Raw genomic sequence first — 23,334 nt, 5'->3', positions numbered from 1 at the left:
TCCCGTGACCAGCGTCCCCGAACGGGCCCGCGAGGCGTTCAAACGCCCCGGCAACAGTCTTTTCGAGCTGGGCGACCAGTTGCTGTTCTACATCCGCGCGCTCGCGGCGATCCCGATGGCCGTCACCCGCTACTTCCGCGAAGTGGTGCGCCTGCTGGCCGAAGTGACCTTCGGCAGCGGCGCCCTCGCGGTCATCGGCGGCACGGTCGGGGTGATGGTCGGCCTGTGCGTGTTCACCGGGATCACGGTGGGGCTGCAGGGTTTCAGCGCACTGAACCAGATCAACATCTCCGCGATGACCGGCTTCCTCACCGCGTACTTCAACACCCGCGAGATCGCGCCGCTCTCGGCCGGGCTCGCGTTGTCCGCGACGGTCGGCGCCGGGTTCACCGCGCAGCTGGGCGCCATGCGGATCTCCGAGGAGATCGACGCGCTCGAAGTGATGGCCGTGCGCAGCATGCCGTACCTGGTCACCACCCGGATCGTGGCCGGGTTCATCGCGATCATCCCGCTCTACGTGATCGGCCTGCTGATCTCCTACCTCGGCTCGCGGGTGACGACGGTCGTCTTCTTCGGCCAGTCCGGCGGGACCTACGACCACTACTTCTCCCTGTTCTTACCGCCTGAAGACGTCTTGTGGTCGTTCGGCAAGGTACTGGTGTTCAGCGTCGGCGTGATCCTCACGCACTGCTTCTACGGCTATCGCGCGGCGGGCGGCCCGGCGGGGGTCGGCGTCGCGGTCGGGCGTGCCGTGCGGACGTCGATCGTGCTGATCAGCGTGCTGGACCTGTTCCTCAGCCTGGCCATCTGGGGCGCGACCACGACGGTGAAGGTGTCCGGATGAGCGCGCGGGCACGGACGCAGGCCGCCGGGGTGATCTTCCTCGTCATCCTGGTGCTGCTCGGCTGGCTCGCCGTCGCCATCTTCAACAAGGATTTCGACCGCGCGGAGCTGGTCACGCTCAAAACCGACCGGGTCGGCAACCAGCTGGCCCCACCCGCCGAGGTCAAGGTCCGCGGCGTCCCGTTCGGCGAGGTCCGGGCGGTCCGCGGCAGTGCGGACGGCGCCGAGATCGATCTCGCCATCGACCCGGCGAAAATCGATCAGCTGCCGAAGAACGTCTCGGCCCGGCTGCTGCCGAAGACGGTTTTCGGTGAGCGCTACGTCAACCTCGTGCTGCCGGACCGGCCCGCCGGTGGTTCGCTGCGGGACGGCGACGTCATCACCCAGGACCGTTCGGCCAACGCGATCGAACTCGAACGCGTGCTCGGCGATCTGCTGCCCCTGCTGCGGGCGGTGCAGCCGCAGAAGCTCAACAGCTCGCTCGGCGCGATCTCGCTGGCCCTCGACAATCGCGGGAAACCCTTGGGGGACAGCATCGTCCAGCTCAACGACCTGCTCGGCCGGGTGAACCCGCTGATGCCCCAGTTCAAGGCCGACATCAGCCGTGCGGCCGACGTGGCCGACCTCTACACCGGGGCCGCACCGGACATCCTGAACGCTCTTTCGGATCTTTCCACGACGGCGAAGACCATTGTGGACACTCGCGCGGATCTCGACAAGCTGTACACCAGTGTCACCACCGCCAGTGGTGACCTGAACAAGTTCCTCGTGCAGAACAAGGACAGCATCATCGGCGTCAGTGCGAAAAGCAGGCCGACGCTGGAACTGCTCTCGCGATACTCGCCCGAGTTCCCTTGCCTGTTCGACGCCGTGAACCGGCTCAAGCCGGTGATGGAGAAGGCATTGGGCAAAGGAACCGGCGAGCCGGGGCTGCACGTGACGCTGTCCGTCCACGACGCGCGGGACAAGTACGTGCCGGGTCGTGACGATCCGAGGTTCGACCAGAAGGGCGGGCCGAGGTGTTACGGCGGGGGTGGGTCTTCGGCGGCGGTGTCCTTCGCCGCCGATGGGGACCTCGGCCCGGTCAATTCGAAGGGGGAACGAGGGCTGGTCGCCGAGCTGCTGGCACCGTCGCTCGGGATGCGGCCGGCCGAGGTCCCGGACTGGAGCAGCGTGCTCGTGGGCCCGGCGTTACGCGGTACGGAGGTGACCGTCCGATGAGGAGTGTCGCGGGCCCGGCGATCAAGGGCTTGATCTTCTTCGTGATCACCGCGGTGGCGACCGGCATCCTGGCCATCACCATCGCGAACTCCGGCGTCGGCACGACGGTCGGCTACACCGCCAGGTTCACCGACGCGACCTCGGTCAACCCCGGGGACGAGGTCCGGATGTCCGGGGTCCGGATCGGCCAGGTGGATTCGGTCGCCGTGGTCGAACGCCGCCTCGCGGACGTGCGGTTCTCGATCGAGGACAGGCGCCGCCTCACCGCGGGCGCGTCGATCACCATCCGGTACCGCAACCTCGTCGGCCAGCGGTACCTCTCCATCGACCCCGGCCCCGACGGTCCGCCCGTCCTCGACCGAGGAGCGCTGATCCCGCCCGAGCGGACGCATCCGGCGCTGGACCTCACCGCGTTGTTCAACGGGTTCAAACCGTTGTTCCAGGCGCTGTCGCCGAACGACGTCAACCAGCTGTCGTTCGAGATCGTCCAGGTGCTGCAGGGCGAGGGGAGCACGATCGACAGCCTGCTGGAGCACACCGCGTCGCTGACGAACACCTTGGCCGGCAAGGACGAGGTGATCGGCCAGGTGGTCGGGAACCTCAACACGGTCCTCGACACGCTCAACTCCCAGGGCGATCAGTTCGACAAGCTCGTCGACGTCACCGCGCGGCTGGTCTCCGGGCTCGCCGCCGACGCGAAACCCATCGGGCAGGCGATCGGCGGGCTCGGTGAGCTCACCACGGCCACCGCCGGCCTGCTCCAGGACGGCCGCGCGCCGCTGAAGGCGGGCATCGTCACCCTGGGCGATCTGTCGAAGAACCTCGCCGACAACACCCCCGTGTTCGAACAGTTCCTGGCCAACCTCCCGAAGAAGCTGGACCGGATGGGCGCGATGGTCTCGTACGGCTCGTGGTTCAACTTCTACCTCTGTTCGGTCAAATCGGATGCGCGGCCCGCCCCGGGCGGCCCGCCGGTCGGCATCCCGCTGACCCAGGGACGGTGCCGGTGAAAGCGCCCAGGATCAAACCCTTCCGCAGCCGCAACCCGATCGTCGTCGGCGCCGTCACGGCGCTGCTGATGGCGGCGGCGGGCTCGGCGACCTTCTTCTCCGACGACCTCCCGCTGGTCGGCGGGGGTGTCACGTATTCGGCGGAATTCACCGAAGCCGCCGGGCTCAAACGCAACGACGAGGTCCGGGTCGCCGGGGTGAAGGTCGGCGAGGTCACCGACGTCCTCCTGGACGGTGGTCGCGTCAAGGTCCTGTTCCGGGTCAAGAACACCTGGATCGGCAACCGCACCACCGCCGCCATCAAGATCAAGACATTGCTGGGGCAGAAGAACCTGGTCATCGACCCGGTCGGCAACGCGGAACTGGATCCGGACGAACCGATCCCGGTGCAGCGCACGAGTTCGCCCTACGACGTCACCACGGTGTTCAACGACCTCGCGAACACCGTCGGCGCGATCGACACCGATCAGCTGGCGAAGGCGTTCGGGGTGATGTCGGAAACGCTCGGCGCCTCCACACCCCAAGAGGTCCGGACGGCCTTCGACGGCATCACCGCCCTGTCCAAGACACTCGCGTCGCGCGACGAGGAACTGGTGAAACTCTTCCAGAACACGAACAAGGTGTCCCGGACGCTCGGCGACCGGACGCAGCAGATCGAAGCGCTGATCCGGGACGGCAACACCCTGCTCACGGAACTGAACGCGCGCAAGGACGCGATCGCGAAGCTGTTCAGCGGCGTGAAGAACCTGTCGGTGCAGCTCAAGGGACTCGTCGCGGACAACCAGAAGACGCTCGGCCCGGCGCTCGACCAGCTCGATCGCGTCGCCACCGTGCTGCAGCGCAACCAGGACAAGCTCAGCGAGAGCCTGCGGCTGGCCGGGCCGTTCTACCGGCTGCTCGGCAACGCGGTCGGCAACGGCCGCTGGATCGACACCTACATCTGCGGGCTCGTCCCGACCGGCGGTCCGCCGGGCAGCTGTATGCCGTCGAGGAACGGGGGACGCTGATGGGGCGCCACTTCACGTTGGCCGATCTCGGGGGACAGGCCCGGCGCCGGGCCTGGGTGCGGCGCCTCGCGGTCGCCGTGGTCGCCGGGCTGCTCGTGACGGCGGCCTGGCCGCTGCTCACCAAGCAGGCGGACCGGGTCCTGACCGGGTACTTCACCGCGACCGTCGGGGTCTACCCGAACACCGAGGTGCGGGTGCTCGGCGTCCCGATCGGTTCGGTGACCAAGGTCGAGCCGCGGGGGACGAACGTCGAGGTGACCATGACGATCCGGCCGGACGTCAAACTGCCCGCCGACGTCGGCGCCGTGGTCATCACCCCGAGCCTGGTCGCCGACCGGTACGTGCAGCTCTCCCCGGTGTACGTGGGCGGGCCGGAGCTGGGCGGCGACGCCCGGATCCCCCGCGAGCGCACGGTGACCCCGGTCGAGGTCGACGAACTCCTGGGCAGCCTCAACCAGCTGATGACCGCGCTCGGGCCGAAGGGCGCCAACCGGGACGGCGCGGTCAGCGACGTCCTGACCAAGGCCGCGGCCTATCTCGACGGCAACGGCGGCAAACTCGGCGAGGCGATCAAGAACCTCGGTGAGTTCGCCCGTACGGCTAGTGATTCCAAGGACGATCTGTTCACCTCCCTCGACAACATCAGCAAGTTCACCGCGATGCTCGCCGCGAACGACGGCCAGGTGAAACAGGCGATCCAGCAGATCTCGTCGATCAGCAAGATCCTGGCCGATCAGCGGGACCAGTTCTCCGGCGCGATGAGCGAACTCACCGAGGCGCTCAGCGTCGTCCAGGGGTTCATCAAGGACAACCGGGGCAAGGTGAAGTCCGATGTGGACAAACTCTCCGAGATCACCAAGGTGCTCATCCAGCAGAAGGCGTCGCTGGGAGAAGCACTCGACGCGGCGCCGAACGCGCTGACGAACGTGCTCGGCGCGTACAACCAGGGTGCGGGAACGCTCGACGGCCGGGGGAACCTCACCGAATTCTCGGGGGCGAAATGAAAACCCGGCTCGCTGCCGTACTGGTCCTCGTGCTGGCCGCCACCGGTTGCGGCGACGGTGTGGACGTCTACGACATCCCGCTGCCGGGCGGCGCCGCGCTGGGCGACCATCCGATCCACGTCACGGCGAGTTTCTCCAACGTGCTGGATCTCGTGCCGCAGTCCGGGGTGAAGGTGAACGACGTCCCGGTCGGCCAGGTGCGGACGGTCGAACTGGCGCCGGACGGGCGCAGCGCCGTGGTCGGGCTGCTGATCGACGGCAATGTGAACCTGCCGGCCAACGCGGTCGCGCGGCTGCGGCAGGCGAGCATCCTCGGCGAGAAGTTCGTCGAACTCGCGCCGCCGGACGAGGCGACCCCGAGCGGGCGGCTGGCCGACGGCGCGGTGATCCCGCTGGCGCGCTCGTCGCTGACCCCGGAGATCGAAGAGGTCTTCGGCGCGCTTTCCTTGCTGCTCAATGGTGGAGGCGTCGCGCAGGTGCAGAACATCACCCGCGAACTCAACGACGCGCTCGGCGGCAAGGAAAGCGCGGCCCGCAGCCTCTTGTCCAATTTGGACACTTTCGTCCGCGGGCTCGACGAGCACAAGGCGGAGATCACCCGTGCCATCGAGAGCGTCAACAGGCTCGCGGCGACCTTGAACGCGAACACGGAGCAGATCAAGGCGACGCTGAACGGGCTCACGCCCGGGATCGAGGTACTGAACCAGCAGCGTCAGGCACTGGTCGGGATGCTCAAATCGCTGGACGGGCTCACCTCGGTCGCGGTCGACACGGTGAACCGCAGCAAGGACGACCTCGTCGCGGACCTGAAGGCGCTCGAACCGATGCTGAGGCGGCTGGCCGACTCCGGGGACAAACTGCCGAAGGCGATGGAGATGATCTTCACCTTCCCGTTCCCCGACGCCGCGCTCGACGCCCTCCGCGGCGACTATCTGAACACCTTCCTGACCTTCAAGAGCGGCGGCCGCTGATGCTGACCAAGTTCGTCCGCGGCCAGCTGGTGGTCTTCGTGGTCGTCGCGGTCCTCGGCGTCGCGTACGTCGGTGCGACGTACGCGGGGCTGGACAAGCTGGTACTCGATCGGGGCTACACCGTGAAGGTGCGGCTCGCCACCGGCGGCGGGATCTTCAGCAACGCCGAGGTCACCTACAGGGGCGTGCCGATCGGCCGGGTCGGCGAACTACGGCTGACCTCCTCCGGGATGGAGGTGGACCTCGACATCGAGCCCGGCAGCCCCGAAGTGCCGGCGGACACCGAAGCCGTCATCGCCAACCGGTCCGCCGTCGGCGAGCAGTACGTCGACCTGCGGCCGCGACGCGGCGACGGTGCCATGTTGCGGGACGGTTCGGTGATCAGCGAGGCGGACACGAAGATCCCGCTGCCGGTGGACGTCGTGTTGTCCAGTGTGGACGCTTTCGCCAACTCGGTGCCGAAACCCGCCTTGCGGACCGTGGTCGACGAGCTGTACAAGGCGACGTCCGACGCGGGCCCGGCACTGGACCAGCTCGTCGGACGGGGCATCGAGTTCGTCAAGGCGGCGAGTGCCCACGTCGATCCGCTCACCAGGTTCGTGACCGACGCGCAGACCGTGCTCGACACGCAGGTTTCGCAGGCGGACGCGATCCGCTCGTTCGGCGCGAACGCGAAACTGCTCGCCGAGACACTGAAGAGTTCCGACGGGGATCTGCGCCGGTTGATCCCGGCCATCCCGGCGGCGGCGAACGAGATCAGTTCCGTGCTGCGGGAGACCGGGCCGAGCCTCGGCATCCTGCTGGCGAACCTGCTGACCACCGCGGACGTACTGGAAACGCGGCTGGACGGCATCGAGCAACTGCTGGTCACCGCGCCGAAGGCGGTCGCGGCGGGCGCCGCGATCATGGGACCGGACGGCGCGCACGTCGGCCTGTCGCTGACGTTCTTCGACCCGCCGCCGTGCGTCACCGGTTACGGGACCGGCTACCGCGACGGGCTCGACACGGCACCGCGTCCGTTGAACACCGCCGCGCGCTGCGCGCTGCCGAAGGGGAATCCGACGAACGTCCGCGGCTCGCAGAACGTCCCGGGAAGGTGAAGACCATGACCAGATTCGCTGTCCTCCTCGCGGTGGTCGCCACGGCGTTCGCCGCCTGGTTCGGCTACTCCTGGTGGGACGCGAGCCGCGACGACGGCGTCGCGCGGGCCACGGTCCGGGAGGACGCGCTGACGGCGGGGAGGCAGGCGGTCGCCACACTGACCACTTTGGACTACCGGCAGGCGGAACAGGGTTACCAGAACTGGCTGAACCTCTCCGGCGGCGCGCTGCACGACGAGCTGGCGCGGGACCGGGAAGGCGGCCTCGGCCGGATCGGCCAGGCGAAGACCGTCACCACCGGCCGGGTCGTCGACGCCGCGGTGACCGAAGTGGACAGTGGCGGCGGGACGGCCGAAGTGATCGCGTCGGTCGAACTCGAGGTCCGGCCCGACGGCGGGGAGGCCGTGACCAAGCACAACCGGTTCCGGGCCGGCCTGAACCGGACGCCGGACGGGTGGCGGGTCACGTCGCTCGGGCAGGTGCCGGTGACCGACACCGGAAAGCCATGACGGAGGACGGATGACCACGAAACGAGCCGTCAAACCGGCCCGGCGCACCGTGAAGGTGGCCGGGAAAATGGGCGGGAGCACGAAAGTCCTCGACGCGCCCGATGAGGTCGTCGAGGTCGACCCGGTCGATGACGTCCCGGAGGTTTCCGAGGAGACCGTCGCACCGGTGCGGCGTCGGGGTGCTCTGGCTTTCGGCGCGGTCGCGTTGGTGATGGCGGGCCTCGCGGGGTGGTTCGCGATCGAGGCGCGGGACACGACGGCTGTTTTGGCGCACAACACCGCGCTGACCGACGTCGCCGCGACCGCCGAGGTGAGCGACCAGGTCGGCAAGGCGCTCGGCACGATCTTCTCGTACCGGTACGACGATCCCGCCAAGAGCGAACAGGCCGCGAAAGAGGTCCTCTCCGGACCCGCGCTGGGTCAGTACGATCAGCTGTTCGCCCAGGTCCGGAACCTGGCGACGGCGCAGAAACTGGTCGTGACCTCGACTCCGGTGGTCTCCGGTGTCAAGGTCCTCGACGGCGACCGGGCGTCGCTGCTGGTGTTCCTCGACCAGACCGGCGTCCGCGGGGACGGGCAGCGCAGTAGCGGTGCGGCCCAGCTGAGCGTGACGGCCGAACGGTCCGAAGGGAAGTGGCGGGTCACCGCCCTCGCCGCCGCCTGACCCCGCCACCCCCTCGCATTCAGTCCTCTAAACGCGTGTCCTCAGGGGATAGCGCGCGGATGGGTCGTGAGTGGCGATTCGGGTTCTAACCCGAATCGCCACTCACGACCAACTCAGCCCACCCCTCGCCGGAAGCCTCAAGCCTGGACACGCCACTCGCGACCACGCTCACCCCACGCATTTAGTCCTCTGAATGCGTGGGGTTCAGGAGGGGATCGTTCGTAGGGCGAGGATCATCTCGAAGCGGCGTTCGGGGTCCTTCAGCCCGTCCGCGAACAGCGCCTCCAGTTCCTGAGCGCGGGACCGCACCGTCTGCGGGTGCACCGAGAGCCGCTCCGCCACCTCACGGACGTTCCCGCACGTCTCCAGCCACGCGAGCAGGGTCCCGGCCAGCCGTGAGTGCTGCTTCCCGGTGAGCCCGGCCAACGGCCCGAGCCGCTCCCGCACCAGCTCGGCGGCCAGAAACGGTTCCTTGAGCAGCCACAGTCGCGAAAGGTGGTCGGCACACCACGTCACCGGCTCGTCGGCGAGCGCGCCGGACTCGACGAGCCGCAGTGCCTCTCGCGCGGCCCGCAGGGAACGAGCCGCGTAGGAGGGCGGGACGGCGGGGCCGACCGCGGCTCGCCAACCGGCCAGATGCTCGGCGAATTGTTCCCGTTCATCCGGTTCCGGAGCGGGCAGCAGCAAACAGGGCGAACTGCTCTCGAAGTCCGCCAGCGCGCTCGAAGCAGCCGCCGGAGCTTCGTCCGACGGCTGATCGAGTGCGACGGCGACGAGCAGGTCCGGTAACTGCCAGCGTGCGAGGTCGGCGGCGTGTTTGACGACGTCGGGCGGTGACGGCGGTTCGGCGAGCAGGAGTTCCATCAGCCGGTGACGCCGTCGCTCCAGCGCGCCCGCGGCCTTCTCCCGCGCCTCCGCGTGGCCCTCGACGGACAGCGCCGACAGCTCGTCGATGTAGGCGAAGATGGCTTCCGCGAGCAGGCACAACGTCGCCGAAGGAACACCCGTGCGCCGCCCGGCCTCGGCCACGCGGCGCCAGGTCACCCTGGCCCCGACCCGGTACGCCGCCTGGAGGACGTCGACGTTGCGGCCCTGGTGGAACTCCTGGACACCCAGGCTCAGGAACACACCCCGGCGGTCTTCCGACGGCGCCTCCGGGTTCCCGATCCGCTCCAGGAACTGCAGGAACGCCATCTGGACACCGGTTTTGAGCGCCTTGCCGAACGCGCCGTCCAGCGGCCGGGCGTAGTCGGGGATGGTCCGCTGGATCTCGCGGACCACCTCCCCGGCCACGTCGGCCAGCACCGGCCGGAACACCGTCGCCAGTTCTCTCGGCAGCAAGGCCCAGAGCTGCACGGGACGTCCGCTCGACCCGCCCGGCCGGGCGGGGGAGAGGAGCGGTCCGTATGTCGCCTCGACCCCGCTGCGGCCATCCTGCGGTCGGGTCACCTCGTCACCTCGTTGTGAGTGGGAAACGCTGATCAGTCCTCGGCGAGCAAGGCCTCCGCGCGCAGGGCGATCTCCATGTCGAGCCGGTCGTCGGCGTTGTTCAACCGGTCGCCGAAGAGATCGATGAGCTGGTGCATGCGGTACCGGACGGTCTGGGGGTGGACCTTGAGTTTCTTCGCGATCTCCGGAGCGCTGCCCCGGGACTGCAGCCAGATCAGCAACGTCTCCCCGAGCCGCGCCCGCTGCTTGGGCGTGAGGTCGTCGAACGGGGCGAGGCTGCGTGTGCACAGCTCACGGACCAGGAACTCGTCGGCGAGCAGCCACAGGGTGGACAGGTGGTCGCTGTAGCGGGTGACCGGCTTGTCCGGCAGGACCCCGCGCTGGACCAGCCGCAGGGTGCGGCGGGCCCACAGCAGGGAGCGCGGCGCTTCGGTGAGCCGCACGGCCGGGCCGATCACCGCCCGCCAGCCGGGGAGCCGCTCGGCGAGGTCCTTCAGGTGCCTGTCGGGGTCTCCGGTGACCAGGCAGGGCTTGGGGCCCTCGAAGTCGACCAGGACGTCGGCGTCGAGGTCGGCGCTGTCGGAGTCGAGCGGGCCGTTCCGGCGTTCCAGCGCGACGACCGTGACCTCGGCGGGCAGCGCCCATTGGGCATTGGCCGCGTGGGACGCGATCGACTGCGGTGAGGACGGCGGATCGGAGAGCATGAGTTCGAGCAGCCGCCGTCTACGTCTGGCCCTGGTGCCGGCGGCCCGTTCCTGCGCGGCCGTGTAGCCCTCGATGGACAGTGCGGAAATCTCGTCCACGTAAGCGAAAATCGCCTCGGCCGCGGTGCACAGGAGATCGGCGTCCGCTCCGATCGCCTGCCCGAATTCCGAAACGTGCCGCCAGGCGACCCGACCGCCGACGCGGTAGGCCGTCTGCAGGCAGTCGAGACTGCGGCCCTCCTTGAACTCGACCTTCCCGAGATTGCGGAAGACCGCGGACCACTTGTCGAGCGGGGCCGTCCCCTGACCGACCGTATCGAGGCAATGCAGGATGGCCTGCCGGATACCCTGAGTGATGATCTGTCCGAACGCGCCTTCCAGCGGCTGGGCGTATTCGGGGACGGCTCGTTGTACCTCCTGGAGGATGGCTCGGGCCAACGGGTCGGCCCGCGGCCGGAACCGCTCGCCGAGTTCCCGTGGCAGTGACGCCCACAGTCCATTCGCACCGGTGCTGCGCACAGGTCGGTTCTCCACTGGGGTTCTCGGTGCCGGCGCGAAGGCGCGCGGTCGCTGGACCGGACCCGGTGGCTGGCGGTGCGGGGTGACGGGGTGACGCACGTCGGGGTCAGGCCGTGCGGTCCGCAGATCGTGCCGCGAGAACCCGGTATCCAAGTCGGTCATGTTTTTATCCTTGGTAGCAACAAAATCAGCCTCTTCAACGGTGAAGCCGATCCAGATTTTGTGGCTCACGCAACATAAAATCCGGCCGAGAGGACTGTCAACGGCTGGCGGGACCTTGATCGGCCACCTGGATGGACTACACCCGAACGGGTGGTCCGATCCGGCGGCGGGTGACATTTAGGCACGCCTGAGATGGGGTCCGGGTGACAACTTTTCCGGGACCTTCTTCACGGCCTTCGCGCGGTTTTCGACCTCATTCGCCGCTTCGCTCGCCCGAACGAGGATCTCGACGACCTCTTCGAGGGTCAGCCGGGCGGGTTCCGTCTCGTCCAGGAAGCGTTCCAGCTCCGCACCGAACCGGGCCGGGTCGGCTACATGTGGAAAGTGTTTCGCATTTTCGAACACGGTCAAGCGGCTACCCGGCAGCAGTTCCGCCGTCTTTCGGCCGTGCTCGACCGGGATGAGCGGGTCGTGGGCACCCCAGATCATCAGGGTCGGCACCTGCTCGGCGAGGTAGAGCTTGTCGACCGCGCTCGCGCGCTGGCCGCGGAGGTCGATCAGGCTGCGCGCGATGAAGAGGAACGCCCGGCGGCGGCCCGCGTCGGAGAGTGACGAAAGGTGCCTTGTCAGTTCCCGCGTCTCCGGGGCCAGTTTCCCGCCGAGACCGCGGCCGGCGGCGGCGATCCCGCGGGCGATCGCGACGGTGACCGGGTTGACGGCGGCGGCGAGTGTCGCCTTGGCGCCCGGGAGCGCCGTCGCGCGCAGGACCGCGGTCACCTGCGGACCGAGTCCGGCGCTGCCCACGAGCACCAGCCGGGCGCACATCTCCGGGAACTGGTAGGCGAACTGCATCGCGATCCCGCCGCCGAGGGAGTGCCCGGCGATGGTCGCGTGGTGGTTCCCGGTGAGGGCGAGGATGTCGCGGACGACGCTGGCCATCGCGCCGAGGCCGTAGTCGGCCCTCGGTGAGCCGGAGTCGCCGTGGCCGGGCAGGTCGGGGACGAGGACGTGCCGCCCGAACCCGGTCCGCTCGAAATGCTCGAGCAGCGGGATCCAGGTCTGCCCGCTGCCCGAGATCCCGTGCAGCAGCACGAGCGGCTCGCCCGTGGTGTCCCTTGTGGACGGCAGGTATTCCCGCAGCCGGATTTCCTGCCCGTGCAGGGTCAGTGTGCGCGCTTCGAGGGCCATGTCCCGCCTTTCCGTTGTCAGGCGTCAAAATAACGTGAGGAAAGGCCGGTTCGTCAGCGTGTCGCCGGACACGTCCGGCAATTGCGGCCGAGGTGACAAGAATGCCGGGGCCGACCCCGGAGCCGGATGCCAAAACCTGGACACCGGAACAATCGCGCATCGACATTTCCCGACCGTGCCGGTATTCAGGAAAGCGTCCGTGAACACCCGTCACCACGGGAGAAACGCATGGCCGCGACGACGCACCGTGCCGGATCGGCGGCCGTTCTCTGATGGCCTGCCGGGCGGACTTCCACATCGATCAGCCGAGGGTGAAACCCGCCCGCCGCGGCCTGCGCTGGGTACTTCCCACCGTGCGCCCACCGGAACGGCGGGTCCGCCGGGTCAGCGCCCTGGCGCGTCTTCGTCGCGGCGGTGGGCGCGCATGAGCCGCTGGGCGCGCAGCGCGAGGTGCATGCCCAGCCGGTCGTCGGCGTCCTTGAGCCGGTCGCCGAACAGTTCTTCCAGTTGCCGCAGGCGGTTCCGCACGGTCTGCGGATGCACCCCCAGCCGTTGCGCGATCTCCGGCGCCCCGCCGCGGGTTTCCAGCCAGGCGAGGAGCGTTTCACTGAGCCGCTCCCGCTGTTTCCCGCTCAGCGACGAGAACGGGTCGAGACTCCGCTTGGCCAGTTCGGCGGCGAGGAAGTCCTCGGCGAGCAGCCACAGGGTGGCGAGATGATCCCGGCACCAGACGATCGGACCCGGCGCGTCCTCGCTGGTCAGCAGTAGTGCGCGGCGGGCGGTGCGCAGGGCGGCCGGGGCGTCGGCGAGCGGGACCACGGGGGAGACCGCCGCGCGCCAGCCGTCCATCGCCTCCTTCAGCGGCGCCAGATCGGTGTCGGGATCCGCGGTGAGCAGGTACGGCTCGGTGGTGTCGAGGTCGCGCAGCACTTCGTCGGCCAGGAGATGGGCGGGGAATTCGCCGGCGCCCGGAGCGCGCTGGAGCGCGACCATGGCCGCGATCCGCGGGACCCGCCACCCGGCCCCCTTCGCCAGGCTCGCGATACTGCACGCGGACCCTTCCGGTGCCTGCGCGATCAGTTCGAGCAGACGGCGGCGCCGGAGCGGGATCGCGCCCGCGGCCTGGGCTTCCGCCTCCTGGTAGCCCTCGATCGTCGTCGCGCACAGTTCGTCGACGTAGACGAAGACGGATTCCGCCGCGAGCGCGATGACGTCGGCCCCGACGCCGAGCCCGCGCACGATGGGCCGCATCGCGCGCCAGCCCGCCCGTGCGCCGATCGTCGCGCTGTCGTGCAACGGTTCCAGGCCGCGGCCTTCGGTGAATTCGATCCGCCCGCGCAGGCGGTAGAAGTCGATCCAGCGGTCGTGCGGGACGTCCGCGTCGCCGATGCAGTCGACGTAGTGCCGCAGCGCCCGCTCACAGGAAACGACCAGGACCCGGCCGAAGACGCCGCGCAACGGCTGGGAATACGCGGCGACGGACCGCTGGACCTCTTTGATCATCGCGGCCGTGGCGTGACCGGTATACGGACGCAGTTCGTCGCCGAGCGAACGCGGCAGCGCCGCCAGCATGGGGAAACTGCGGTACTCGACCACGAGGACCACCTTTGATTTCGTCGAACGGGGTGACGGGAAACATGAATCCCTTTACGCGGCCGCGCCGGATCGACGGGACGGCGCCGGGAGTGTTTCTACTCGATCGGCCGAGGGCGTGTACCGCGAATGTGACGTTGAATTGGCGACGGAAAGTCGCGGTACTCCACGCGGACTCCACGGACGGACGTTTCGCCACGACGGCTTTTGACACGGATGTGGCGCCGGTTCTACGCTCCGTGCATTCGAGTGCGCCGGTGGCGCGCGGACGAAAGGGAATGGGTGCCCGGAATCGTCGGCATACTTCCGAGCGGGGGAACGCATCCGTGAGCTGGCAGCCCGTTGGTTCGTTGTGGGCGCGCCTGCCGAGGGAACTCGGTGACGCGGTCCGGCCGTGGATCCCGGCGATCGCCCGGCAATGCGTCGAAGGCGTGATGGCCGAAATCGGTGAATGCGCCGAGGTTTTCAGCGACGCCGACGCCCGTGCCGCGGCCGTGGAGCTGACCAGGCGCGGTATCGAGCGCGCCATCGACCGGGTCGGTGTCCCCGAACTGCTGCAGAACGACCTCTTGACGGACTTCCGTGACCAGGGCCGGATCGCGTTCCAGCAAGGGCTCAGCCGGGAGGCCGCGCAGGCGGCGTTCCGGGTTTCGAGCCGGGTGCTGTGGCGGTCGATCGCCGCGGCCGGCCGTCGGCTGAACCTCTCCGGCGATGTCCTCTACGGCGCGGCCGAATGCCTGTTCGGCGACGTCGTCGAAGTGACGATGGCGCTGACCGAGGGCTACAACGCGGCACAGGCCGAGGCCACCGGACCCGCGGAGCAGCGGGCAAGGCTGTTCCGGCTGCTGACCGGCGGTGGCGGGTACGCCCAGGCCGATGTCGGCGCGCTCGCCGTCGCGATCGGCTGGCGGATCCCGCACCGGATCACCGCGGTCGTCTTCACCGCCGCGCCCGGCGCGCCCCCGTTCCCCGCGGGCCTGCTCCCGACGGCGGTACCCGCGGATCTCGTCTCGGACGCGCCCGGTGCGCTGGTGGCCTGCCCCGAAGCCGACCTCGGCGGCCTCCGCGAGCTGCCTGCCGGATGGACGGCCACGGTCGGCGTGTCCGTCCCGGTCGCGCAGGCCGCCGAGTCGTTCCGGATCGCCCGCCGCGCGGCCGAACTGGCCCAGCGGGGGATGATCACGATGGTCGGCCCGGTGCTGTGGTGCGAGGAGCACATCACCACGTTGCTGTTGCTCGCCGATGAGTTCCTGCTGGACCAGCTGGCCGGGGAGACGCTGGAACCGTTGTCGGGACTGGCGCCGCGGCAACACGAGGAGCTGGCGGCGACGCTGCTCACCCAGGTGCAGACGCGGGGAAGCGCACCCGAGATCGCCCGGCAGCTCGCCGTGCACCCGCAGACGGTGCGGGCACGCCTGCGCCGTCTCACGGAGTTGTTCGGCGAGCGGCTGGAGGACCCGGACCAGCGGCTGCGGATCGAACTCGCGCTACGGGCCGAACGCCTGCGCCCCGCCGAGTTGTAGCCCACCGCCGCTGAGGCCTCGTGAGTGGTAATGACGGTTCTATTGAGAGATAAGCCAAACATGGCGCGATCGGCTCGCAGCTGTGAAGGCCCCCTTGCTTACCCTCAAGGTAGCGAGGGAGGCCTTCGCTACCTTGACGATCGACAAGGGGCCCCACGTGGGGCAGGGCGCGTCCCATGTCTGTCCACCAGGGATAGTCACCAGCGACTCGGTGTCCGATCGATGCCTAGAAGTACGGTTCAGGATGGGGTCGTGAGTGATAAGTAGCGTTCTAACGCTCTTTATCACTCACGACCCCATCCCAAAACCGCGCAAACTACTCAAATTGGACACCTGGGGCCGGACAGGGGTCTCTTGTGGACACCTGGGGTCGAGACTGGCTTCCGTCAGCCAGTCCGGTCCCGCGGCGGGGCACGCCATATTTGCCTTACCCCTCGATATTTGAGAGGTAAGGCAAAGTTGTCGTGACCGACACCCCCAACTCCGCGTTCTCCCGAAGCCGCTGCTGCCGATCACCTCGGTGAAGACTCCGGGAGCCGGGCATGTCTCCAATGTGGCATTGGGGACGCTCAGCGTCTCCAATGCCACATTGGACACATCAGACCGCGGCGTGAGCCGATAGCGCACGCGACACGCCAAGTTGCCTTACTCGCCTCTAACCGTCATTACCACTCACGACCAGAGGGCAGCGGGATCAGCAGTTCGACGTCGCCGGAGTACCCGCGATCCGGTCCTTGACGAACGCGAGCACGTCGGCGTTGCCGGTGTAGACCGCGGTGATGTGGTCGGTCTCGTAGGTCTTCCACGTTTCCTTGACCCCGGCCGCGCAGTAGGCCTTATGCAGCGCGTCGGCCTGGGAGAACTGCACGAGCTGGTCCTGGGTGGCGTGGTAGAGGAACAGCGGGACCTTGATCGGGGTGCCGCCCAGCTTGTTCTCGGTGAGCCGCTTGACCCATTCCGGCCGGACGTAGCCCGCGCTGGTCGTGTAGTCGGCGATCTTGTGGTTCGCGTAGGTGGTGAGCAGTTCGAACGTGCACGCGCTCTTCTGCATCTCCGCCAGTTTCACGCGCCCGTTGTCGCTGAGGAACGAATCCAGCTTCAGTTCGGGATAGGCGTTGTCCAGGCCGACGAGGGCATAGGCGAAGACACCGAAGCCGAACTTCCCGTCGAGCTGCAGGGTGACCTGGACCAGATCGGCGGGGACACCGCCCGCCGCGACGCCGACGAGGTTCAGTTCCGGCGCGTAGGTCGGATGCAGTTCACCGGCCCAGGCCGCCGCGCCGCCGCCCTGCGAATAGCCGCGGAAGAGCACTTTGGCGTCGGCGGACAGCTTCGCCTCGGGCAGGCGCTGAGCGGCACGGACCACATCGATCACCGCCGGGCCTTCGGACCGGCCGACCACGTAGGTCGTCTTCGGATCCTGCCGGTAGCCCTCGTAGTCGGTGAGCGCGACGGCGTACCCGGCGTCGAGGAGGTCGTCGAGACCGGACTGTTCGTAGAACGCGCCGATGTCGATCATCTTCGACGGTGTGCAGGTGAACGCCGGGCCGTGCGTGCCCGCGGCGAACGAGACGATCGGCGCCTTCGCCGGGTCCGCGTTCTTCGGCACCAGCACGGTGCCGGTCACCGCGTCCGGCTGCCCGAGGGCGTTGGTGGACAGGTACATCACCTGCCACGCGTTGACGGAATCCTTACGCGGCCCGGCTTTCGAGACACGTGAGCGGATGATGTCACCCGGCTTGCCCGCCGGGAGCGGGGACGGCGGGGGGTAGAACGAGTCGTCGGACGCCGCCGGGACGGCGGAGTTCGCCGGACCGCCGCCCAGCGCGGTCAGCACGCCGGCGGACAGGACGATCGCCAGCGCGGCGGCGAGTGTCCGGCGGGTCGGACGGGGGAACGAGATCGGCACGGCCGGGCCTCCAGAGAGCACGGGACGGATGTCAGGCGTTGCCGCCGTAGACCTGGCGACAGGTCGGGGATTCGGTGAAGGCGAGGTCCAGTTCCGCGTTTGCGCGCAGATGCTTGATCGGGCCCTCGGGCTCGCTCAAGCCACTCATCGTGGTGTCGGCGTCGGCCACCACCTTTTGCAGGCTCGCCTGGTCGGTGACCGGCGCGCCCTGCATCTTCGTCAGGGTGTCCGTCACCTTCGACTTGGTCTCGCCGAGGGTGGTGGTCGCCTTGTCCACCGCGGACTGTCCCTCCGGCACCGGCGGCACCCCGGCGTTCCGGATCCCGCCCGCCATGTCGTCGAGGGCGGCGGAGAGCGAATTCAGGAAGCCCACCATGGCGGTCTTCGTCTTCTGTGGATCGGCGGGGGCGAACGCGGGCGGCTGGGACAGCTTCGCCGACGCCGTCGCGACTCCGGAGCACACTTTGTCCACCCAGGCGAGCGCGGCGGGGTCGGCGTGACGGCCGGCGTCGGCGGGTTCGTCGGACCCGCAGGCGCTCAGCAGGGTCACCGCGGCGGTCACGGAGACGGTGGCGAACGCGATTCGCGCTGCCGTGCGGCGCATTCTCTTCATGGTTTCCCCGTCGAATTCGGCGAAAGAGGGGCCGATGGCCGTCGACAGCGGAAAACAGCTGTGGTCGACGGCGACCGGCTTGCTGAACTGGGAGGTTACTCACGAAAGATTCCGCCAGGCAAGCCGATCGGTGCACCATGGAAGCGGGGAAAGACGCGATTGGCACGCGGGACACAGTTTCGCGCCGGCGGATTGTCACCGGTGTCAGTGGTTCCGCCGAGCCTCGCCAGTGGCTCTGTGCTGGGGAAACCCGTGTGCTCCTACTAGGAACCGGATGCCGGCACCGTGTCCGGGTGACAATTTACCGTCCACCCGTCGACTTTTATGGGCGGGGCCTTGATAGTGGTCCTGTCACGTCGTTAGTTTACTGTTCGGTTGCGATCCGTCAGACATCGTCGCTACCCGGAGAATTCTCCCGGGCCGATATTTATTGCTCTGGGGAATTGTGCGCCGTTTCGTATCATCGTTGATACCACGGAAGGACGATCGTGAGTCACCGTAGAGGAACAAAGAAGGCGGTCGCCGCCGCCGCTGCCGGTGCCGTGGGGCTTGCCACCGCGGTACTCGTGGTCGGGGCGCAGTCCAGTGTCGCCGATCCGATCTCACTGCCGCTCAACTACCACTGCACGTTCCCGCTCGTGGGTTCGCAGTCGCTGAAGGTGGTGATCAACACCGATCTGCCGCTGTCGGTCAAGACCGGTCAGCCGACCGGCACGTTCGACATCAAGGCCGTCTCCACGATCAACGCGGACACGGTCAGCGGGCTGAACCTGATCGGTGCGACCACACTGGAGGGTCAGGCCGTCGCAGCGGCGAACGTGGCGGCCCCCGGGCTCAACCTGCCGGTCAAGGTCCCCAACGAGATCGCCAAATCGAACATCCCCACCTCGGGCGAGATGACGGTCAACGCGGCGGGCAGGACCCCCTCGCTGACCTTCAACCAGCCCGGCGAAGCGAAGATCACCGTGGGTGACCTGCAGCTGAAGGTCACCCCGCGCAAGGCCGACGGTTCGGTCACCGGCATCACGCCGGACGGCACGATCGACGCGCCGTGCACGCAGGATCCGGGTCAGAACAACACCCTGGCCACGATCAAGATCGGTGAGGGCGGCGGCACCACCACGCCGACCACCACACCGACCACGCCCACCACCACCCCCACGACCCCGACCACGCCGACGACGCCGCCTGTCACCACCACCCCCGGTGGCGGCGGGCTCAAGTACGCCTTCGGCATCAAGGGGCAGACCGCGCTGAAGTCGCTCGGCAGCACCGCGCCGATCAGCGGTGGCTTCGACGCGGACGTCGACCTGGCTTCGAAGACGTTCACCGGCGACCTCAAGCTCGACCCGTCGCACACCGACTTCAAGCTGTTCGGGTTCATCCAGGGCGGCTCGGACATCAAGGTCGAACAGGTCGGCAAGCAGACCGGTGAGCTCGTCGGCACCGGGTTCAAGGCGCACATCAAGTTCAACGTGTTCCTGCCGAGCGTGCAGATCTTCGGGATCCCCATCAGCAGTGACCCGAAGTGCGGCACGGTCAGCCCGTCCACCAGCGAGATGACCACCGGTCCGGACTTCGACCTGCTCAAGGGCGGGAAGCTGACCGGCACCTACTCGCTGTCCGCGCTGCAGAACTGCGGTCAGCTGAACGACTGGATCAGCGCGTTCGCCAAGAGCGACGGCAACACGCTCGATCTGAACCTCGCCAAGAAGTAGTCAAGGCAGCCGGTCCCCGTCGCCTCCCGCGACGGGGACCGGTGCCGTACCGGCGCCGTCCAGGAAGGCGACCATGCCCTTTCGTATCAACGTCCGGATGCTGCTCGCGGCCGGCCTCATCGTCCTGCTCACCGCCTGCTGCCTGCTGTTCGTCGCGGTCCGCGGCGCGGCGGCGGCCACGCCGGTGGCGAAGAAGCTGTCGTTCACCTGCCCGTTCCCGCTGATCGGGCTGCAGAAGCTCGACGCGGTGATCAAGGCCGACTTCGAGGTGCCGACCGCGCCCGGCGGCACGCTCACCACCTCCGGGCTGACGATCACCGTCACCGTGCCGGACAAAGCGGCGCGCGGGCTCAACCTCGTCGGCGCCACCACCGTCGAAGGCACCGCGGCGGCGGAGGTCACGCTCGTCAACGGCGACGCGAACCCGTTGCCGGTACGCATTCCGCTGAACGTCGGGAAGACCGAGATCCCGGCGGCGGGCTCGTTCAGCCCGGTGGCGACCGGATCCGTGCCCACGGTGACCTTGGCGAAGCCGGGCAAGACCACCCTGACCGTCGGCGACTTCACCACCCGCCTGACCCCGAAGAAGGCCGACGGCTCCTTCACCGGCCTCGGCTCGTTCACTTCGGACTGCACCCTCGACCCCGGCCAGGACCCGGTCCTGCTCTCCTTCGACCTCGGTGGGACCCCCGCGGGACGCCACTACACGGTCGCCGGGAAGACCGGCCTCAAGGCGCTGGGCACCACCGCGCCGCTGACCGGTGGATTCGACCTGAGCCCCACCGCGGCCACGGTCTTCGCCGGCGGCCCGGTGTTCGACAGGACCCACACAGACTTCCGGCTGTTCGGCTTCGTGCCGGGCGCGGCCGACCTCGAATTCGTCGCCGACGGACCACAGGGCGGCGATCTCACCGGGACCGGTTTCGTGGCGCGGCCCCGGTTCACCACCGTCCTCCCGCTCGTCACCCTGCTCGGCATGCCGGTCAGCAGCGGACCCGGGTGCAGGACGTCGAGCCCGTCGACGGCGGAACTGCGGACCGGGGACGGCTTCACGATGGCGGCGGGCGGGGCGCTCACCGGCACCTACACGTTGGCTCCGCTGACCGGCTGCGGCGCGTTCACCCCGTATCTGAGCACGTTCGTCCAAGGCGACGGCAACACGTTCGATCTCGTGCTGACGCCCCGTAAAGCCTGATCTGGCACACCTGTTCTCACCACCATCGCAGTAGTCGGGCCGGACGCGGGCCCGGTTCCCGGCGGCGGTAATCTGCCTCGCGACACCTCACGGGACACCCGTTCCACCACCAAGGAACCATCGGTGAATCCCTGGGAGTGCCGCACCATGACGATTTCCGCGCCGGAGACCGCCGTCCGCACGGTGGAACTGACCGTGTCGGGGATGACCTGCGCCGCCTGTTCGGCACGGGTCGAACGCACACTGAACAAACTCGACGGTGTCCGCGCGTCGGTGAACTACGCGACCGAGCGCGCCACCGTGCAGGTCCCGGACGAGCTGGCCGACGACGTCCTCGTCGAGCGGGTCCGCAAAGTCGGGTACACGGCGGAAATCCGCGGAGAAGAGGATCCGGGCACCGGCTTCGCGCGGGTCCGCGATCTCCGGCGGCGGCTGGTCGTGGCCGCGTTGCTGGCCATCCCGCTGGGGAACCTCTCGATCACCCTCGCGCTGGTGCCGCGGCTGCGGTTCCCCGGCTGGGAACTGCTGTGCCTGGTCTTGGCCGTTCCGGTGGTGTTCTGGTCCGCGCTGCCGTTCCACCGCGCCACACTGCGGAATCTCCGGCACCGTTCGTCCAGTATGGACACCCTGGTGTCGATCGGCGTGCTCGCCTCGTTCGCCTGGTCGGCGTGGTCCGCGTTCTCCGGTGGCGCCGGACCGGGATACTGGATCGGCTTCGGTCCGACAGCGGCCGGAGCGGACGCGATCTACCTCGACGTCGCCGCCGGGGTGACCACCTTCCTGCTGGCGGGCCGCTACTTCGAAAGCCGGTCCCGGCGCAGCGCGGCCGGACTGCTGGCGGCACTGGACGCGTTGGCGGCCAAGGACGTCCGGGTCTCGCGTGACGGGGTCGAGCTGATGGTCCCGATCGGCGAGCTGGCCGCCGGGGACCTCTTCGTGGTGAAACCGGGTGAGTCGATCGCCGCGGACGGCGTCGTCGACAGTGGACTGTCCACTGTGGATGTCAGCGCGGTGACCGGCGAACCCGTGCCCGCGGAGGTCGGCGCGGGCGACCGGGTCATCGGGGCCTCGGTGAACCGGGACGGCAGGCTGGTGATCCGGGCGACCGCCGTCGGCGCGCATACCCAGCTGGCCCAGATGACGGCGCTGGCGGAACGCGCGCAGGCCCGCAAGGCCGCCGTGCAGCGTCTGGTCGACCGGATCTGCGCGGTGTTCGTCCCCGCCGTGCTCGGGGTGGCCGCGCTGACCCTGGCGGGGTGGCTGGCCACCGGGGGACCCGCTCGCGACGGTTTCGCGGCGGCCGTCGCCGTGCTCATCATCGCCTGCCCGTGCGCGCTCGGCCTGGCCACGCCGACGGCGCTCATGGCGGGTGTCGGCCGCGGCGCCCAGCTGGGCATCCTGATCAAAGGGCCGGACGCGCTCGAAGCGAGCCGTTCGGTGGACACCGTGGTCCTCGACAAGACCGGCACCGTCACCACCGGGAAGATGACCGTGACCGACTGCCGCCCGGCCGACGGGTTCACCATGCCGGAAGTGCTCCGGTTCGCCGGTGCCGTGGAGGCCGGGTCGGAACACGCCATCGCCACCGCCGTCGTGACGGCGGCGCGTGCGGGGCTGCCTGGGTTGCCGCCGGTCGACGGCTTCTGCGCGCTGCCCGGACTCGGGGCACGGGGCGAGGTCGACGGGCACGAAGTCCTCGTCGGCAACACGCGGCTGCTGGCGGATCGGGGGATCCCTGTCCCGGCCGACGTCGCGGAAGGACTGGCCGCGGCCGAGGGCGAAGGCGCGACGGCGATCCTCGTCGCGCTGGACGGCCGTGTCGCCGGGTTCCTGGTGATCCGGGACGTCGTGAAGCCGTCGGCGCGGGCCGCGGTCGACGCCCTGCACGCGCTCGGCCTGCGGACCGTCCTGCTCACCGGCGACAACGAAGCCGCCGCCCGCGCGGTCGCGGACGAGGTCGGCGTCACCGACGTCCGCGCCGGGGTCCTGCCCGCGGAGAAGGCCCAGGTCATCGACGCGTTGCGGGCCGGGGGAGCGCGGGTCGCGATGGTCGGCGACGGGATCAACGACGGCCCGGCGCTGGCCACCGCGGATCTGGGGATGGCGATGGCCAAGGGCAGTGACATCGCGCTGCGTTCGGCGGACGTCGTGCTGGTCCGCGAAGACCTGCACGTGGTCCCCGACGCCATCCGGCTCGCCGATCGCACCCTGCGGATCATCCGCGGGAACCTGGCCTGGGCGTTCGGCTACAACGTCGCCGCGATCCCGCTGGCCGCGCTCGGCCTGCTGAACCCGTTGATCGCCGGGGCGGCGATGTCGCTGTCGTCCGTCCTCGTCGTGTCCAACAGTCTCCGGCTCAAGGATTTCGGCCGGGCGGACCGACGCGCCGCGTGACACTTCCGGGTGGTTTTGTACCATCGCCCCGGACAAGG

Annotated in this window: 19 protein-coding genes; 13 read left to right on the top strand and 6 right to left on the bottom strand. The window is 68.9% G+C overall.

Annotated elements, in window-relative coordinates:
* Positions 1-4: 4 nt before the first annotated feature.
* From SD37_RS23945 to SD37_RS23905, 9 genes are read left to right on the top strand one after another with little or no spacing between them, the layout of a single operon-like run.
* Positions 5-844 (top strand): MlaE family ABC transporter permease, encoded by an 840-nt coding sequence (locus SD37_RS23945; RefSeq protein WP_007033208.1) that lies wholly within the window; start codon positions 5-7, stop codon positions 842-844.
* A complete protein-coding gene (locus SD37_RS23940) occupies positions 841-2,064 on the top strand; it encodes an MCE family protein (RefSeq protein ID WP_044854804.1) in 1,224 nt (407 codons plus the stop codon). Before SD37_RS23945 ends, SD37_RS23940 begins: the two co-directional genes overlap by 4 nt.
* Complete coding sequence (locus tag SD37_RS23935; protein ID WP_044854805.1) at positions 2,061-3,074, top strand: MlaD family protein; 1,014 nt, start codon at positions 2,061-2,063, stop codon at positions 3,072-3,074. The genes SD37_RS23940 and SD37_RS23935 overlap by 4 nt, the downstream gene beginning before the upstream one ends.
* Positions 3,071-4,081 (top strand): MCE family protein, encoded by a 1,011-nt coding sequence (locus tag SD37_RS23930; protein ID WP_235783572.1) that lies wholly within the window; start codon positions 3,071-3,073, stop codon positions 4,079-4,081. The genes SD37_RS23935 and SD37_RS23930 overlap by 4 nt, the downstream gene beginning before the upstream one ends.
* Positions 4,081-5,085, top strand: a complete 1,005-nt coding sequence (locus SD37_RS23925) for an MCE family protein (RefSeq protein ID WP_044854806.1) — start codon at positions 4,081-4,083, stop codon at positions 5,083-5,085. The genes SD37_RS23930 and SD37_RS23925 overlap by 1 nt, the downstream gene beginning before the upstream one ends.
* Entirely contained in the window at positions 5,082-6,056 is a 975-nt protein-coding gene (locus SD37_RS23920) for an MCE family protein (RefSeq protein WP_044854807.1), read from the top strand. The genes SD37_RS23925 and SD37_RS23920 overlap by 4 nt, the downstream gene beginning before the upstream one ends.
* The gene (locus tag SD37_RS23915) at positions 6,056-7,156 is read left to right on the top strand and encodes an MCE family protein (RefSeq protein WP_044854808.1); all 1,101 of its coding nucleotides are present in this window, start codon (positions 6,056-6,058) and stop codon (positions 7,154-7,156) included. Before SD37_RS23920 ends, SD37_RS23915 begins: the two co-directional genes overlap by 1 nt.
* A 5-nt stretch (positions 7,157-7,161) precedes the next feature.
* Entirely contained in the window at positions 7,162-7,665 is a 504-nt protein-coding gene (locus tag SD37_RS23910; RefSeq protein WP_044855034.1) for a hypothetical protein, read from the top strand.
* A 10-nt stretch (positions 7,666-7,675) separates the two neighbouring features.
* Entirely contained in the window at positions 7,676-8,329 is a 654-nt protein-coding gene (locus tag SD37_RS23905; RefSeq protein ID WP_044854809.1) for a hypothetical protein, read from the top strand.
* Positions 8,330-8,533: 204 nt separating this feature from the next.
* Here SD37_RS23905 and SD37_RS23900 read toward each other — a convergent pair whose 3' ends face one another.
* The 4 genes from SD37_RS23900 to SD37_RS23885 all read right to left on the bottom strand — a co-directional run bounded on the left by SD37_RS23900 (position 8,534) and on the right by SD37_RS23885 (position 13,956).
* A complete protein-coding gene (locus SD37_RS23900; protein WP_044854810.1) occupies positions 8,534-9,778 on the bottom strand; it encodes a PucR family transcriptional regulator in 1,245 nt (414 codons plus the stop codon).
* A 32-nt stretch (positions 9,779-9,810) separates the two neighbouring features.
* On the bottom strand, positions 9,811-11,001 hold the full coding sequence (locus SD37_RS23895) for a PucR-like N-terminal domain-containing protein (protein ID WP_044854811.1): 1,191 nt from the start codon (positions 10,999-11,001) through the stop codon (positions 9,811-9,813).
* A 339-nt stretch (positions 11,002-11,340) separates the two neighbouring features.
* Positions 11,341-12,351 carry an alpha/beta fold hydrolase gene (locus SD37_RS23890; RefSeq protein WP_044854812.1) on the bottom strand — a complete coding sequence of 337 codons (1,011 nt, stop codon included), beginning with the start codon at positions 12,349-12,351 and terminating at the stop codon, positions 11,341-11,343.
* Positions 12,352-12,735: 384 nt separating this feature from the next.
* Positions 12,736-13,956 (bottom strand): PucR family transcriptional regulator, encoded by a 1,221-nt coding sequence (locus SD37_RS23885; protein ID WP_145926713.1) that lies wholly within the window; start codon positions 13,954-13,956, stop codon positions 12,736-12,738.
* 314 nt (positions 13,957-14,270) lie between these two features.
* On the opposite strand from SD37_RS23885, the gene SD37_RS23880 reads away from it, so the two are divergent.
* Complete coding sequence (locus tag SD37_RS23880; protein ID WP_044854814.1) at positions 14,271-15,467, top strand: PucR family transcriptional regulator; 1,197 nt, start codon at positions 14,271-14,273, stop codon at positions 15,465-15,467.
* Between the two features lie 694 nt (positions 15,468-16,161).
* Here SD37_RS23880 and SD37_RS23875 read toward each other — a convergent pair.
* On the bottom strand, positions 16,162-17,376 hold the full coding sequence (locus tag SD37_RS23875; protein ID WP_065912951.1) for a lipase family protein: 1,215 nt from the start codon (positions 17,374-17,376) through the stop codon (positions 16,162-16,164).
* 31 nt (positions 17,377-17,407) lie between these two features.
* Complete coding sequence (locus SD37_RS23870; protein WP_065912950.1) at positions 17,408-17,980, bottom strand: hypothetical protein; 573 nt, start codon at positions 17,978-17,980, stop codon at positions 17,408-17,410.
* Positions 17,981-18,477: 497 nt separating this feature from the next.
* Between SD37_RS23870 and SD37_RS23865 the strand changes: the two genes are divergently transcribed.
* The 3 genes from SD37_RS23865 to SD37_RS23855 all read left to right on the top strand — a co-directional run bounded on the left by SD37_RS23865 (position 18,478) and on the right by SD37_RS23855 (position 23,296).
* A complete protein-coding gene (locus SD37_RS23865) occupies positions 18,478-19,707 on the top strand; it encodes a DUF6801 domain-containing protein (RefSeq protein WP_044854817.1) in 1,230 nt (409 codons plus the stop codon).
* 73 nt (positions 19,708-19,780) lie between these two features.
* A complete protein-coding gene (locus SD37_RS23860; protein ID WP_044854818.1) occupies positions 19,781-20,902 on the top strand; it encodes a DUF6801 domain-containing protein in 1,122 nt (373 codons plus the stop codon).
* 147 nt (positions 20,903-21,049) lie between these two features.
* Entirely contained in the window at positions 21,050-23,296 is a 2,247-nt protein-coding gene (locus tag SD37_RS23855) for a heavy metal translocating P-type ATPase (protein WP_044854819.1), read from the top strand.
* Positions 23,297-23,334: the final 38 nt, after the last annotated feature.

The sequence above is a fragment of the Amycolatopsis orientalis genome, from assembly GCF_000943515.2.
GTDB lineage: Bacteria > Actinomycetota > Actinomycetes > Mycobacteriales > Pseudonocardiaceae > Amycolatopsis > Amycolatopsis orientalis.
This window is presented reverse-complemented; position numbering and strand designations above follow the sequence as displayed.